This is a genomic window from Alistipes finegoldii DSM 17242 (assembly GCF_000265365.1).
GTDB classification, from domain to species: Bacteria; Bacteroidota; Bacteroidia; order Bacteroidales; family Rikenellaceae; genus Alistipes; species Alistipes finegoldii.
Genome location: NC_018011.1, coordinates 2714415 through 2729554, shown reverse-complemented (window position 1 = coordinate 2729554; position 15140 = coordinate 2714415). Strand labels below are relative to the sequence as shown.

The 15140-nt window shown below is 51.0% G+C and carries 12 protein-coding genes and 1 pseudogene; 9 read left to right on the top strand and 4 right to left on the bottom strand.

Translation table 11 applies throughout. From position 1 onward, the window contains the following. Positions 1 to 21 precede the first annotated feature (21 nt). The 4 genes from ALFI_RS11815 to ALFI_RS16640 form a co-directional block, all read right to left on the bottom strand. Positions 22 to 1023: a FecR family protein gene (locus ALFI_RS11815; protein WP_009596067.1), complete on the bottom strand. Its 1002-nt coding sequence runs from the start codon at positions 1021 to 1023 to the stop codon at positions 22 to 24. Positions 1024 to 1202: 179 nt separating this feature from the next. Continuing rightward, entirely contained in the window at positions 1203 to 1766 is a 564-nt protein-coding gene (locus tag ALFI_RS11810) for an RNA polymerase sigma-70 factor (protein WP_014775988.1), read from the bottom strand. A 46-nt stretch (positions 1767 to 1812) separates the two neighbouring features. After that, positions 1813 to 3201, bottom strand: a complete 1389-nt coding sequence (locus tag ALFI_RS11805; RefSeq protein ID WP_009596088.1) for an MFS transporter — start codon at positions 3199 to 3201, stop codon at positions 1813 to 1815. Positions 3202 to 3864: 663 nt separating this feature from the next. Continuing rightward, on the bottom strand, positions 3865 to 4011 hold the full coding sequence (locus ALFI_RS16640) for an integrase core domain-containing protein (RefSeq protein WP_227042929.1): 147 nt from the start codon (positions 4009 to 4011) through the stop codon (positions 3865 to 3867). A gap of 564 nt (positions 4012 to 4575) precedes the next feature. Between ALFI_RS16640 and ALFI_RS17805 the strand changes: the two are divergent. The 9 genes and pseudogenes from ALFI_RS17805 to ALFI_RS17485 form a co-directional block, all read left to right on the top strand. After that, positions 4576 to 4677 (top strand): annotated as a pseudogene (locus ALFI_RS17805) (site-specific integrase); the annotation flags it as partial. A gap of 342 nt (positions 4678 to 5019) precedes the next feature. Then, positions 5020 to 6027, top strand: coding sequence for an IS110 family RNA-guided transposase (locus ALFI_RS11795; RefSeq protein ID WP_014774945.1), 1008 nt, complete (start codon positions 5020 to 5022; stop codon positions 6025 to 6027). A gap of 543 nt (positions 6028 to 6570) precedes the next feature. Then, entirely contained in the window at positions 6571 to 7110 is a 540-nt protein-coding gene (locus ALFI_RS11790; protein WP_081488112.1) for a hypothetical protein, read from the top strand. Next, positions 7107 to 7997, top strand: coding sequence for an IS3 family transposase (locus tag ALFI_RS11785; RefSeq protein ID WP_014775986.1), 891 nt, complete (start codon positions 7107 to 7109; stop codon positions 7995 to 7997). Before ALFI_RS11790 ends, ALFI_RS11785 begins: the two co-directional genes overlap by 4 nt. A gap of 380 nt (positions 7998 to 8377) precedes the next feature. Continuing rightward, the gene (locus ALFI_RS11780) at positions 8378 to 9706 is read left to right on the top strand and encodes a sugar porter family MFS transporter (protein ID WP_014775985.1); all 1329 of its coding nucleotides are present in this window, start codon (positions 8378 to 8380) and stop codon (positions 9704 to 9706) included. 1 nt (position 9707) lies between these two features. After that, positions 9708 to 10568, top strand: coding sequence for a carbohydrate kinase family protein (locus ALFI_RS11775; RefSeq protein WP_014775984.1), 861 nt, complete (start codon positions 9708 to 9710; stop codon positions 10566 to 10568). Between the two features lie 25 nt (positions 10569 to 10593). Next, on the top strand, positions 10594 to 12180 hold the full coding sequence (locus tag ALFI_RS11770) for a glycoside hydrolase family 172 protein (protein ID WP_014775983.1): 1587 nt from the start codon (positions 10594 to 10596) through the stop codon (positions 12178 to 12180). Positions 12181 to 12197: 17 nt separating this feature from the next. Beyond that, on the top strand, positions 12198 to 14549 hold the full coding sequence (locus tag ALFI_RS11765) for a SusC/RagA family TonB-linked outer membrane protein (RefSeq protein ID WP_244264975.1): 2352 nt from the start codon (positions 12198 to 12200) through the stop codon (positions 14547 to 14549). A gap of 120 nt (positions 14550 to 14669) precedes the next feature. After that, positions 14670 to 15134 (top strand): hypothetical protein, encoded by a 465-nt coding sequence (locus tag ALFI_RS17485; RefSeq protein WP_244264974.1) that lies wholly within the window; start codon positions 14670 to 14672, stop codon positions 15132 to 15134. The last annotated feature ends 6 nt before the right edge of the window (positions 15135 to 15140 follow it).

Here is a 15140-nt window from a genome sequence, read left to right as displayed (position 1 = left end):
TAGGTTGTGTTTTTCGGATGGTCATTTCTTATAAAGGTGGATCATCTCCCCTTCGCGGCGGTGTTTCATATCGCCGTTCTGTTCCAGAATGGAGAGAATCTCGTCCAGCGTTTCGTGATTTATGAAAACAGAATAATAGCGTTCGTCGGCCAGCTGCTGGCTGTCGATAACGATCTTCACGTCAAACGTGCGTTCGAGCTGCCGGGCTATATCCGAGAGCCGCGAATTGATGAACGTCAGGTGACCGTCGTCTATGCCGTTGGCGAACGTCCCGCCGGGGAACCGCATCGACGTGACGCGCCCCGACCGTTTGTCGACCTTGACCATGTCGCCCGGAGTCATCTGGATCTTGCAGTTCTGCTGCAGATTCTTGGTTTGCATGTCTATCGCACCCGAAAGCAAGGCGACTTCCACTTCGCTGTCATTCACATAGGAACTGACCCGGAACGAGGTGCCGTGCACCAGAATATCGACGTCGTCGGCCGAGAGCACGAAACTGCGCTTGGGATTTTTGGCGATATCGGCATAAGCTTCTCCGCAGAGAAACACCCGCCGCTCCTTTCCGGCGAACCGGTCGGGATAGATCAGCCTGCTCCCGGAATTGATGACGATCTGCGAACCGTCGGCCAGAACCACGCTCCGGGTCTGACCGTAAGGGGCGTAGATTTCCTGCCACTTGGGAGCGGAGTTCATATGCCCGATCAGCGCATAGAGCGCAACGGCCAAAACGGGAATAGCTATCATTGCCACCATGACTGCCGCTCTTCTGAACACCGGACGGACACCCTGCGGCGACGGCAGCGAGACACTCCGGAACCCGATGCGTTCCCGTACGCGGGCATATGCCTTCTGCACCCGGTCCTGAGACATTTCGGGAGACAGCGCATCCCAGTACTCCCGCATCAGCCGTTGTTTCGTCTCTCCGTCGAACGGAGCTGCGAACCACTCGGCAAACTCTTTACGCGTACTGCGGGGCTGGCGATAACTCAGATAAATACTGATGATTTTTCGGATTCTCGACATGGTGGTATTTCGATTGTTTGGGTTTCAAATTCTCCTGCGGAAAGAGAAGCGGGCGCTCCCTGCCGCTTTCCGGGGGAGGGGCGGAAAAGCCCGGTCCCCGTCTCTGTTTATAAGACACACCGGAACGGTTCGACACACAACGACAAACACTTTTTTTCGGGATTACCCGGCGAATGAGATCAGTGCATAAAGAAAAGAAGCGAGAAAACGGCTAATGCCTCGCGTAGTTTTTTCAATGCGAGCGTCAGGTGGTTTTCGACCGTTCGTTTCGATATCTTGAGTTCGTCGGCAATGGCCTGATTGTCCATCCCCGCATAACGGCTCATTTCGAATATCCGGCGGCGTTGTTCGGGCATCCGGCAGACGACAAGCCGGATGAAAAGCTCTTTTTCACGGGAATAGTATTCCTTTTCGAACGATTCGTCCGGCAGCGTTTCCTCGATCTGAATATATTGTTCCCAATCAATATTGGTCATCTGACGAATCGCATTGAGAGCGGCGTTACGCGCCATGCGATAAACATATCCGTTGAACGAAGCGACCCGCCCCTGAAAGATGTCGCGCCGTTCCCAAATCTTCAGAAAAATGTCCTGCGCAATGTCTTCCGCAGTGCTCTCCTCCTTGACGATACAGCCGACGAACGCGCAGACACGGGGATAATATCTCCCGAACAACTCTCCGAAAGCATCCTCGTTGCCTGCGGACAATCGTTGCATCAGTTCGTATTCGGAATCCAACGGCATCTGTTTTCCGGGATAATGGTGTGAAGGCAAACAAATATAAAAAAAATTATCGACTCGAATTCCTTTCGTATTCGGCTGTGAATTTTTTTGCCGCACCGTAACCGTCGGGAGCGGCTTTCCAGATAGTCGTCAACGTCAGCAACCCCAAAACGGCGAAGACAAGAATTACGGCGTAGATGGAATTCCACCCGTAACGGTCGGCGATAAACCCCAGCCCGACGCCGGAGATCAGCGTACTGGCATAACCGAATACGCCGAGTATCCCGTTGGCAGTGGCCGACGCCTCTTTGGTCGCCTGATTCGACATGGCGATCCCGAGCAGCGCCTGCGGTCCGTAGATAAAAAAAGCAATCAGCATGAAAGGAACGGCCATTACCCACGGAGAGACGGTATCGGGAATGCACCAAAATACGATCGTCATGACGATCGTCCCAAGCATACAGAAAACACATGTGCGGTGTGCGCGGCTGCCGAACAGCCGGTCAGTCGCCCATCCTGCGATCACCATACCCAGATTTCCGCCGATAAATTCGAATGCCGCCACCATGATTCCGGCTACGGCGACCGATATTCCTTTGGTATGAGGCAGAAGCATCATCCCCCAGTCGAGCAATGAGAACCGGACGATGTAAACAAAAAAATTGGAGACTGAAAGCACCCAGACGATCGGATTCCCGAATACCATACGGCGCAGGAAGGCCGCATGATAGGCCTTGTCCGATTTCCGGACAGGTTTCTGCTCTTCGCCCGGAACCTTCATCTGCTCAAGTTCGGGCAGCCCCACCGAAGAAGGTTTGTCGCGCAGTGCAAGGTACAAAGCGACCGCTCCCAAAAGCGAAAACGCCGCAGGAATGAGAAAACAAAGCCGCCATGCGCTGTTGTCAAAATAGTGTACCAGCACGGCGCCCATTACAAAGATCAACCCGGCCCCGATCGAGTGCGACATGTTCCAGATCGACATTTTGCGGGCCAGTTCGTTGGCCGGCACCCAGTGAGTCATGAGGGGCGGGACGGGTGGAACTCCCATGCCTTGAAAATAACCGTTCAACAGCAAAATCGAACCCATGATGATCGTAAGCGCCGTAATGTACTCCTGCCCGCCGGCCGTTCCGGCGACGAGCATCGCCATTTTATCACTGAATCCGAATCCGATATTGACCAGCGCACTGAGCGCAAGTCCCAGAGACATGACCTTCCGGGCGCTTACACGGTCGGCGATGAATCCGTTAATAAAGCGGGACAGACCGTAAATAATACCGTTCAAGGTCAGAAACAGCCCCAGTTGGGCCTTGGTTATGCCGAATGTAACCTCGATGCTCGGCATGGCGGTATTGAAATTCTTGCGGACAAAATAATAGAGCGCATAACCGACCATCGTCACGACGATTGTGCGGGTCTGCCAGTACTTGAATTTCTTCGTTTGTTCGGGAGTCATTGTGTCTTGAATTAGCAGGTTCATCCATCATGTCTATATATAGGACACATGAAGCACACACTACACACAAAGACTTCTGCCATTTGAAGTATGAAAAATCATCACTCCCGAAGAAAGCCGCATCTTCGACGAGTCGTGTCTGACAACGCCCCCTTGCCGAAAATACATTTAACGATAAGACAGTTGAAGTCATGCTCCAATCCGGCTTCGCAGAGCAGTTCATTGGAATTCATTAAGCCGGAAAGAATATTTACAAACCACATTTTTCAATATTTTGGTCATTTCCGACTGTCGATTTGCGGTTGGTATTTATATATCTAAAAAACGCGATTTGAAAGCGGCTCCAGACTCGCTCGCTTCAAATGAGCAAAAAATCCGCACCGGAAAATTCCTACCCAAAGGTTTCAGAATTCCTCGTTACGGCTTCCGAAAATGAAACGGTTCCTGATGGTCCTGAAAAGGTTTACAGTGATAATTAAATATGAGCATTTTGGTTCAAAAAATATTGTCCTGATATAAGTTTACATATGACTTCCGAATTTTTCGGCACCAATGATGTTTGAACTTCCCGGTTCTAGGTTCCGCTTCAAAGGGCGTAAGCCAATCGCAACTGGCATGAGGTCTGAGTGAATTGTAAAGGATAACGATCTCATCGAGGCGTTCTTATGCTGCCTGAAAACTTTCAAAACATTCTTCGTCGATCCATTCGCTTTTCAGAATACCGTTCACCCGTTCTGCAACAGCATTCTCATACAGATCGCCCTTTTCAGTCATGTTGATGCGAATCCCATTATCGGTCAACAATTTCACATATTCTTTCGAACAATATTGGCATCCTCTGTCCGAGTGATGGATTAACCCTTGCCGTTTTTGCTACGGAGTGTGGTCTATGGCCATCCTCAGAGCACAGAGCGCTCCGTCCCGTTCCAAAGTCGTATTCAGATCATAGCCAATAGGCATCCGTTATCAGAGCCAGATATGCAAATCCCTCTTTCAAAGAAATATACGTAATATCTCCGGCCCATAAACGATGCGTCCGTTCGAGGCCGAAACCTCGGATCAGATTCGAATATTTGCATCCAGCGCCGCGAGCAGGTCGTAAGCTATTTCTTCCGACGTTTGACTAGAAGATTGTTTTCCGAAAGCAGCGTAAATAACCGATCCCGGCTGACCGGAAATCCGTCTTATTGCAGCAAATGTCACAGTTTGCAGCCGCCGAGCCGGGGCATCAGTTTTCGGTAGTAACCCATCCGCTTCAAAAGAAGGGTATCGGACAAGGCTGCTTGCACATTACGCCATAAATGTTTATAATAGGCCTGACGGGTATAGCCCGAACAACCTGCATAGAAACGACAGGCAAAATGCCGGTTGCCAACCACGTCCCAAATCTATGCCTGCATCACCAACGACAAGATCGGGCAGGATATGGCGGCGTTGAGCGAAAAACTCAACAGCGTCTTCAAGGTCACGCAGTAATCCGGCACGATTCCGGAATACCGTACCCCGTAATTTATTTCCGCCGGCAGGGAATTAAACACCGGAGATGAAAATACGCAAGGCCATGCGAATCGCTCGAAGGGCGAGCCTTGGGATTTCCATCCCCAGCGTTTTGCTGGTCGCATGTAGATTTGCAGCGTGATGTAATCACAGGTAATTTCGATATGGAGTCGCAGTGAACCGGGGCTTGTCGTAAGCTTTGAGGCTTGGCGGTAGATTTGGACTGCGACTCCATTAACCAGAGAGAATGGCTGTTTAGAATTGTAGGTTTGAAGACCTGGTACATGTGATAGCATACGACTCTCACAAAACTAACAAGTTATGCACTATTTGTATTATGTGGGTCTGGATGTGTCGAAAGAGACTTTCGATGCGTCTTTGGTCGCCTTCGAGGATGCAAACGAGATGGCTCACCGCAAATTCGCCAACTCCCGAAAAGGGATCTGCTCGTGTCTGCACTGGGTTGAGAAGCGGCATGGTATTCGGCTCGACGATGTGATTTTCTGCGCCGAGGATATGGGGAGCTACATATCCGAGATGGCGGTTTGTGCTTCCGACAGGACGCTGAATTTCAATTTTTCACTGATCTCGCCGTTGGTAATCAAGTATTCGATGGGTATTGCCCGTGGCAAAACAGACAGAGTGGATGCCCGGCGTATCGCCGAGTATGCGATCACTCACTATCGGAAGATAGCCCTTTATCTGCCGGCAGAGAAGGAACTGTGTCAGTTGCGCACATGGCTGATCTTAAGGGCTCATCTGGCAAAACAACGTGTAGCGAAACTGGTGTTGCTCGAAAAATTAGACTACAAAGAGAAATTCGCGGATGTATCTATTCAACGTTCCATGCTCCAGGAGGAGATCGCGTATGCAGAAACTCATATGAAAACCATCGAACGGGAAATGAAGGAACTGATAGCCGCCGACAGCAACATTTGCCGGAACTACAAGCTGCTGACCAGCATCAAAGGTGTAGGGCCGATCACGGCCATTGTGATGCTCTGTTCGACGCTTAATTTCACCAAAATCACAGACCACCGCAAGTTTGCCTGCTATTGCGGGCTGGCTCCGTTCGAACATAGCTCCGGCACAAGCGTTCGCGGGGGATGCCACACATCGAGCATGGCGAATCGAGACATTAAAGTACAACTGAACCGCAGTGCACTGATTGCCATCAGGTGTGATCCGCAACTAAAGGCATATTACGAACGCAAAGTGGCTGAAGGTAAACATAAATTCAGCGTCCTGAATGCTGTGAGGGCCAAAATCGCCGCCAGATGCTTTGCCGTCGTAAGGCGTGGAACACCATATGTAGCGTTGCAGATATAATCCGGCATACATATCTGCCATTCGATAAGATTTTGAGATCATTCAAAATCTCAAAATCTTATTGTCGGAACAGTCCGTCTAATTGGGAGCCGAACCTACTCATAATTAATGTATTGTCATTTCCGTACTCCGCAAATTAACGATTCTGACTATGGGATGCAAGGCTATACAAGCGCTTCGCGGCCTTGCATCCCATAACCAGAATCATTTTGCTAAACGCTACGACAAAAAATGACAATTTCCGGGCATGAAACTTTTTGCAGCTTTTATTTGGTTTTATCTTAGAATTCTACCGTCGCACACTCTGCGGACCGGACGGCAGCCGCTTCACAACACACGCATATCAGAAACCAAATAGTTGCAACAGAGATTTCTTTCGCGGCCTGCTTCGATAAACTGCCGTATAAATGCAGATTTGTTTAGATATTTATTTCTTGAATTATATATTTCTCTGTTTCTGCATCGAATCATCCGCATGTCCGGGTGATTATTCCGATAAATATTTGTCCAACCGTCTGTTTCTTTATCTGAATATTTGTTTCGATGGCAATATACAACCTGCCGAATCGCTTCGATTCTGATGTCCGCTCACGACCGCTCCAGTCCGTTCGGCGGACTTTTTTTCATCTGTCCCGTCCTGAAAAAGGTTTACAGAAAAGAGTAAATCTTATGCAGCAAAAAACGAATTCAGACTTATCACGTCATTATTTATCGCGTCAGTTGCGTCATCTGATTTTACAGGAGTATTTGAGCGGAGTCAAGACGGCTCGCCAACTCTCCGAAGAACATGGTATTCCCATGTCTACGATTCATAAGATGGGTCAGCGGTGGAAAGCGAAAAACAGTTGTAGCTTTGTGAGTACCCCTAATCCTTATCCGATCATGTCCCGCGTTACGAGTGAAGAAGCCAGTGAATTATTATCCGAGAACAAAGCCCTTCGGCGGCGCTTGGAAGAGGCTTTATTACGTCTGGAAGGCTATGAGATCATGGGAGATATCCTCCAAGAAGAATACGGTATCGACCTGCTAAAAAAATCCGCAGCCGGACAGTCCAGCGTCTCAAAGAAAGACACACAGCAATGAGCCTGTCGTTTCTGTGCGGGTTGTTCGGCTATACCCGTCAGGCCTATTATAAACATTTACGGCGTAATAGGGAAGGATCTTTGTCCGACACCCTTCTTTTGGAGCGGGTGGGTTACTACCGGAAACTGATGCCCAGGCTCGGCGGTCGTAAACTGTGGCATTTGCTGCAACAAGACGGATTTCCGGTCAGTCGGGATCGGTTATTTACGCTGCTTTCGGAAAACAATCTTCTGGTCAAACGTCGGAAGAAATACAGCGTTACGACCTGCTCGCGGCACTGGATGCGTAAATATCCGAATCTGATCCGGGGTTTCGACCTCGAGCGGCCGCATCGTTTATGGGTCGGAGATATTACGTACATTTCTTTGAAAGAAGGATTTGCATATCTGGCTTTGATAACGGATGCCTATTCCAAACGGATCGTAGGCTATAATCTGAATACGACATTGGAACGGGACGGAGCGCTCCGTGCACTGAGGATGGCCATAGACCAGACTCCGCAGCAAAAACGGCAAGGGTTAATCCATCATTCGGACAGAGGATGCCAATATTGTTCGAAAGAATATGTGAAATTACTGACCGATAATGGGATTCGCATCAGCATGACTGAAAAGGGCGATCCGTATGAGAATGCCGTTGCCGAACGGGTGAACGGTATTCTGAAGAGCGAATGGATCGACGAGGAATGTTTTGAAAGTTTTCAGGCAGCAAAAGAACGCATCGACCAGATCGTTATCCTTTACAATTCACTCAGACCTCATGCCAGCTGCGATTGGCTTACGCCCTTGGAAGCGGAACTTAGAACCGGGAAACTCAAACATCATTGGGGCCGAAAGACGGTTGTTCGGAAGGCATATGTAAACTTATATCAGGACAATATTTTTTGAACCAAAATGTTTATCTTTAATTATCAATCACTGTAAACCTTTTTCAGGACGGGACACCCCGAAACGGTTGTAATATTGCACCGGGAACAGACCCGGCTATGGAAACCGTAACGGAGGATTTTCAAAACTTCTCTCAAAGATTCTCCGGCGCGGATTTTTCCCATCGTCAGATGGGACCATTTGCATGTCGTGTCGCTACGCAAAGATTTGCATGAATACGACCGCTCTTATCCATATTGCGGATTTGTAACCAGACTACAAACACGCAAATCGAATTAGATCGATTTGTAACAAGGCTTATCACATCTGTAACAATCGTTATCGAAACGTTACACACAACAGACTATTTTTGTTATACCAAATAAATCAACTAATCTGATATGAAAAACAAGTTACTACTATTCGGGTATGTCTTTGCCGCCTCGTTCGGGGCATTCGTAGTCGGGCTTAATTTGGGAGGAATTTCCGGGGCGCTCGAATTCATTACCGCCGAGTTCGGGCTTTCGGCCATGGCCATGGGACTCGTGACAAGCGCCATTATGATTGGCTGCCTGATAGGAGCATTGCTGGGAGGGCGTTACAGCGATAAATACGGCCGCAGAAACATGATGATCATATCTGCCGTCATGTTGATACTGTCGGCCGTCGGATGTGCCATGGCAAGCAATGCCGCATGGCTGATTGCAGCCCGTTTCCTAGGCGGCTGCGGTATGGGTGTCCTCTCGGCTGTAATACCTATTTATATATCCGAAATATCTCCTGCCAAATGGCGCGGAACATTCGTTTCGTTTTACCAGTTATTCATCGTTATCGGCATTCTTGCTGCTTATTGCGCCGATTTTGGGATGATTTCGTGGGGAAACAACTGGCGTTGGATGCTAGGATTGCCGTTGTTGTTCGCTGCGGGCAATCTACTGATGCTGTTGTTTCTGCCCGAAAGTCCGCGTTGGCTGATTAAACAGGGGGAATATGAGGTTGCCCGAAAAGCCATCGCCCGCATGGGAATTTCTTCCGAAGATGCGGCAGTTATGCTTGAAACACCGAAATCTTCGCAGAAGGGCGGGCCCAAATTATCCGAGTTATTCCGCGGATCGACGACACACATCGTCCTGTTGGGCTCGTTGCTCGCCGTATTCCAGCAAATCACCGGAATTAACGTTATCATCAATTACGCCCCTGAAATATTGCGGCAGACCGGTATCGGCGGAGATACGGCACTTATGCAGGCCATTTATGTCGGAATAGTGAACTTTCTGTTCACGATTGTCGCCGTATGGCTAGTGGACCGTCTGGGCCGCAAGAAACTGCTTTTGTGGGGATGTGCCGGATTGGTCGTGTCACTAGCGTACCTGACCTATGCCTTTGCCCAGCCGCTGCCCGGCAGTATCGGGATTCTGATCGCCCTGCTTGTTTACATCGCTTTCTTTGCTGTGTCGCTTTCCCCGCTTATGTTCGTCGTTACAGCCGAAATATATCCCTCGGCGATCCGGGGTACGGCCATGGCGCTTTCAACGGGGATCAGCTGGGCCTGCGCATTTCTGGTCGTGCAGTTCTTCCCCATAATGCTGGAGAGTTTCGGTGCGGCAATCGTTTTTGCCGGATTCGGAGTCCTTTGCCTTGCTGCATGGCTGTTTATCTACATCTGGATTCCCGAAACCAAAGGGCGTTCGCTTGAAGAGATTGAAAAACAACTGCTAAAAAAAGAGTAAGATGTATTCTAAACCCCTTGTTATCGGCATCGGCGAATTTCTGTGGGATATTTTGCCTACTGGCCGCAAAGCCGGAGGAGCTCCCGTGAATTTTGCCTATCATGCCTCGCAGAACGGTGTCGAAGGCTGGGCTGTCAGCGCTGTCGGCAATGACGATGCCGGACGCGATCTGCTGGCAGTTACCGCCAGTTACGGTATCCGTACACTCGTTGCTACGGTGGATAAGCCGACCGGCACTGTCGATGTGTCGCTCTGCGACGGCCAGCCTACCTACACGATCCACGAACATGTCGCATGGGATTATATTCCGCTCACGGAAGAGATGCTGTCTTTGGCGCGCCGAGCCGGCGCCATCTGCTTCGGCACGCTGGCACAGCGCGGCGAAGTTTCGCACCGGACCACATGCGCCATGGTCGAAACTGTACCGGCCGACGCTTATCGCATCTATGATATCAACCTGCGTCAGCATTTCTATTCGAAAGAGTTGATCGACCGGTCGCTCCGCATCGCGAACGTGCTGAAAATAAACGATGACGAACTCGTCCGGTTGCAGGAGATGTTTGCGCTTCCGGAGGATACGGATGCTGCGTGCCGCCAATTGGCGGAACAATATGCACTTCGCATGGTCGTACTTACCGGCGGGGATCGTTTCAGCTCCATTTATACCCGCGAGTGTATATCTACGCTGCCGACACCCCGGGTGGAAGTCGTCGATACCGTAGGCGCTGGCGATGCCTTCTCCGGAACCCTGATCGGAGCCTTGCTTTCGGGCCGGACGATCGCAGAGGCGCACCGGACTGCCGTTGAAACCGCGGCTTATGTCTGTACCTGCGCAGGCGCATGGCCTCCGCCTCGAAAATAATCTGACCTTAAAACCCAAGTTTACCATGAAACGACTGACTACGATCTTAATGGCGCTCTGCACCATAGGCTGCGGAACGCACGGCAGTCCCTCGGACGCCGCTTCACAGGTGACGATGGCGTCACTGTTGGATGAAATGATTTCATACGACGCAGTGACCGGTTATCCGGCCGTGAATTACCGTGCGGCGCAGGTCAGCAGTTACGACCGCCGTACCGTTGACCCTCATGAACCCGGCTGGTTCGCCAACGACGACGGAGCCGGATTCGAACGGCTCGACACGATTCGCGGCCGTGTCGAAAAGGTGCTCTTCGATGAAAAGGGCCCCGGAGCCATAACGCGCATCTGGATGACAACCAACGATAAACGGGGAACGCTGCGGTTCTATTTCGACGGAGCAAGTACGCCTGAAATCGAGATTCCAGCCTATGATATGGCACGCTTCCCGGTGACTGTAGGCGAGGCCCTCTCATTGACACATACGCATTATGAAGATGAACTCTCCAAAACCGGTGGCAACACCTTCTTTCTGCCCCTGCCTTATGCCCGATCCTGCCGCATCACACTCGAAGAGTCCGATTACACGGTCAAAATCCCCCGTTATTATCATGTCGGATACAGAACCTATGACAACGGAACGAATGTTCGGACCTTCTCGTTGAGAGAAGTGCGCAAGCTCACGGATAAGATCGCCGCGGTAAACCGTAAATTGTTTTCGCCCGAAACGTATACCGACGGAACGGAGTGTACCCGGACCGTCACCCCGATGTCGAACGGCGCCACGTCGCTGCACTTGCCCGACGGAAACAAAGCGATCCGGTCGTTGACCATAACGCTCTCGGAATTTGATCCGGCAGATCTTGTCGAGATCATGCAGCGGACTTGGCTGCGTATCGATTTCGACGGTATACGCTGCGTATGGTGTCCCCTCGACTGTTTCTTCGGAGCCGGCACCGGTGCACCGGCTTCATCGAACTGGTACGTCTCGTCCGACGGCAAAGGCACCTTTACGAGCCGTTGGGTGATGCCTTATGCGGAACATGCGGACCTGCGTCTCGAAAAAAGGACCGATATTCCCTTTACAGCCGTAATCACGGGTTATGTCGATGATTTCGACTGGACGGCACAGACACTCTATTTCCATGCAACTTACCACGATGAAACAAGTATTCCAGTCAACAATGATTATAACTCGCCGGACAATCTCGACTGGAATTTTACGACCATAACCGGTCGCGGGGTCTATTGCGGCGATGTGTTGTCGCTTTACAACCACTGCCCGGACTGGTATGGTGAGGGCGATGAAAAGATATGGATCGATAACGATACGTTCCCGTCGTTCATGGGTACCGGGACAGAGGACTATTACAACTGTTCTTGGGCGCCTGTGGTGCCGTTCGCAACGCCGTTCGGCGGCGCTCCCCGGGCCGATGAAGCATCGTCGCACGGATACAATACCTTTGTCCGAACCCGCAATCTGGATGTAATACCTTTCGGGCAACGGTTGCAATTTGACTTGGAAATGCTGAGCTGGAATCCCGGTGCGGTCGATTACCGGGCAGCTGCTTTCTGGTACGGGACGGCAGCGTCTGCGGCAACGGAGAAAAATTAACCTAAATACCATCAATTATGAAACAACTCTATTTCATGTTATGCATGGCTCTGATGCTGCTGTACGGCATGCCGGCATCTGCTCAAACGAGTCACGGCATTTCCGGAAAAGTGACCGATCAGACCGGAAACGGAATTGCCGGGGCATCGGTCATCGTCAAGGGAACTACGACCGGGACCTCGACCGGCAGCGACGGCAGTTACTCGCTGAACGTAAAGGACGGAAATGCAACGCTCGTGTGTTCCTTTATCGGCATGAAGAGTGCAGAAGCCGCTGTAAATGGCCGGACAGAGGTGAACTTCGCACTCGAAGCCGATGCCATCGGCCTTGAGGAAGTGATTGCGATCGGTTACGGCACGATCCGCAAAGAGGAGATCACCAGTTCAATCACCCGAGTGTCATCCGATGAATTTTTACAAGGAAGCGTCAGCAATCCGCTTCAACTGCTTCAGGGAAAAGTCGCCGGTCTGGGTATTTCCAAAACATCGGGCAATCCCAGCGGCGAGCTGAGCATCATGTTGCGCGGTATTTCGACGCTGGCAGCCTCTTCGGCTCCGCTTATCGTGATCGACGGGGTGGCCGGAGGGTCCCTCAACGCCATTTCACCGGAAGACATTGAATCCATCGATGTCTTGAAGGATGGTTCGGCCGCTGCCATCTACGGTACGCGCGGAACGAACGGCGTGATTATCATCAATACCAAACGGCCGCAGTCGGGACGAGTCGCGTTGGAATACAAAGGCTATGTCACCATCGACCAAATGCTCGATGAGACCTCCGACTATCCGGATGCCACGGAACTCCGCAGTCTGAAATCCCGGCTTGCGAAAGAGGATTCCCGCTTCGACCTGATCAACGATTTCAAGGGCGACACGGACTGGGTCCGGGAGATTACCCGCACGCCCGTCAGTCAGACGCACTATGTTTCGCTGCAAGGCGGAAATGCCCGGACGAATTACCTCGCTTCGGTAACCTACAACGACAAACAAGGTATCTACAAGGGCTCTTTCGACGAGTCGTTGACCGCCAAACTCAGCATCAACCACGCAATGTTCGACGACCGGTTCAAGATCGCCCTGAATGTCAGCAATAAAATCGTAACGCAGGGTATCGTTCCGGACGATCTCTATATGCAGGCGCTCAGCCGGAACCCGACCATCCCGGTCTACAACGCCGACGGCTCCTATTATGAAAACAGCAACGGTGCCAACCCGGTAGGCTTACTGAAAGAACAGAACACCGAAAACAAGTACGACCAGCTGATGATGTCGGGACGGATTTCGGTCGAACCGGTCAAGGACCTGACGATCAGTGCAACGGGTATCTACATGGGCGACTTCAACGATTACGCTTACAGCACGACCCAAAAGCATTATTCATCGACGATGGGCAGCACGCAGGGACAGGCGCGACTCTCCGGGGGCCACGGCGAGGACAAGACACTCGAATTACAGGCCGACTATTCGCGCAAATTCGGCCGCCATACGCTGCAGGCAACCGTCGGATACAGTTACAATGACTATATCCACCAATCTTCCGAAATGTATGCCTACGATTTCCCAATTGACGGATTCGGCGCATGGAATATCGGTTCGGCGAATTCGACGCTCGATGGCACCTCGAAGCTGACCAGCTATAAGTACCGGATCAAGCTGATCGGTTTCTACGGCCGAGTGAACTATAATTTCGACAATAAATACCTTTTTATGGCCAGCCTGCGCCATGAGGGAAGCGATAAGTTCGGAAAGAACAACCGTTGGGGTACTTTTCCGGCCGTAAGTGCCGGCTGGCGGATTACACAGGAAAAGTTCATGCGGGATGCATATTGGGTTTCCGATCTCAAATTACGGGTCGGATACGGCATAACCGGCACCGCTCCCTCATCGCCCTACCAATATGTCCCGCTATACAATTTCAGTACGGCATACATGGGGTATGACGGAGGTAAATGGGTGAATGGTATCGTGCCGACGAACAATGCCAACGACGATCTGAAATGGGAGCGCAAAAAGGAACTTAACGTCGGACTGGATTTCGCTCTTTTCAACAGTCGGTTCCGGGGCAGTATCGATTTTTACAACCGGCGCACCGATGACCTGCTCTACACCTACACGGTTCCGACACCGCCCAATATTACCAATTCGATTCTGGCCAACGTGGGTTCGATGCGCAACCAAGGTGTCGAGGTGATGCTTTCAGGCGACCTGATCTCCCGCAAAGACATGGCATTGACCCTCAGCGGAAACTTCTCCTACAACAAAAACAAACTGATTTCGCTCTCCAACGACAGGTATACAATGGAATATCTGACACTCGGCTCGACCGGAGAACCCATGCAAACTTACACGCACCGGCTCGAAGATGGCTGAGCAGTCGGCAACTTCTACGGATGGCGTGTCGATGGACTGAAAAACAGCACGACTTGGAATGTTGTCGGAGCCGAAAATTCGGACCCCAGTGAAGATAATAAGACTATTATCGGTAACGGGATGCCCAAAATGTTCGCCGCTTTGCAGGCCAGTTATCGCTGGAAGGGGCTTGACGTGTCGGTATCCTTTCGCGGAGCTTTCGGCTTCGATATTCTGAACGCCTACCGGATGAAGTATGAAACACTCGCTTGGCTGTCGAGTTTCAACGTGCCGAAATCAGCTTATCAGAAGATCGGCGAATATTACAATTTCGCGCCGTCGATCTATTCGGACCGTTATATCGAACCGGGCGATTACGTCAAACTCGACAATCTGACCATCGGCTACACATTCGATCTTTCACAACGCAACAAGGTGATACGCAGTATCCGGGTCTTCTGTACGGGCATGAACCTGCTTACGATCAGCGGCTATTCTGGGCTGGACCCCGAAGTGGCGATCGTCGGCCTCACACCCGGCGTGGACCCGATCAACAAATACCCTAACCTGCGTTCGTACATCGTCGGTGCATCGTTCAACTTCTAATGATCA

What these genes read in the sequence shown, in the direction of transcription:
- ALFI_RS11790 (WP_081488112.1), top strand. Translation starts at nt 6,571, where the DNA reads ATGGCAATATACAACCTGCCGAATCGCTTCGATTCTGATGTCCGCTCA.
- ALFI_RS11765 (WP_244264975.1), top strand. Translation starts at nt 12,198, where the DNA reads ATGAAACAACTCTATTTCATGTTATGCATGGCTCTGATGCTGCTGTAC.
- ALFI_RS11795 (WP_014774945.1), top strand. Translation starts at nt 5,020, where the DNA reads ATGCACTATTTGTATTATGTGGGTCTGGATGTGTCGAAAGAGACTTTC.
- ALFI_RS11770 (WP_014775983.1), top strand. Translation starts at nt 10,594, where the DNA reads ATGAAACGACTGACTACGATCTTAATGGCGCTCTGCACCATAGGCTGC.
- ALFI_RS11785 (WP_014775986.1), top strand. Translation starts at nt 7,107, where the DNA reads ATGAGCCTGTCGTTTCTGTGCGGGTTGTTCGGCTATACCCGTCAGGCC.
- ALFI_RS11780 (WP_014775985.1), top strand. Translation starts at nt 8,378, where the DNA reads ATGAAAAACAAGTTACTACTATTCGGGTATGTCTTTGCCGCCTCGTTC.
- ALFI_RS11805 (WP_009596088.1), bottom strand. Translation starts at nt 3,201, where the DNA reads ATGACTCCCGAACAAACGAAGAAATTCAAGTACTGGCAGACCCGCACA.
- ALFI_RS11810 (WP_014775988.1), bottom strand. Translation starts at nt 1,766, where the DNA reads ATGCCGTTGGATTCCGAATACGAACTGATGCAACGATTGTCCGCAGGC.
- ALFI_RS11815 (WP_009596067.1), bottom strand. Translation starts at nt 1,023, where the DNA reads ATGTCGAGAATCCGAAAAATCATCAGTATTTATCTGAGTTATCGCCAG.
- ALFI_RS17485 (WP_244264974.1), top strand. Translation starts at nt 14,670, where the DNA reads ATGCCCAAAATGTTCGCCGCTTTGCAGGCCAGTTATCGCTGGAAGGGG.
- ALFI_RS11775 (WP_014775984.1), top strand. Translation starts at nt 9,708, where the DNA reads ATGTATTCTAAACCCCTTGTTATCGGCATCGGCGAATTTCTGTGGGAT.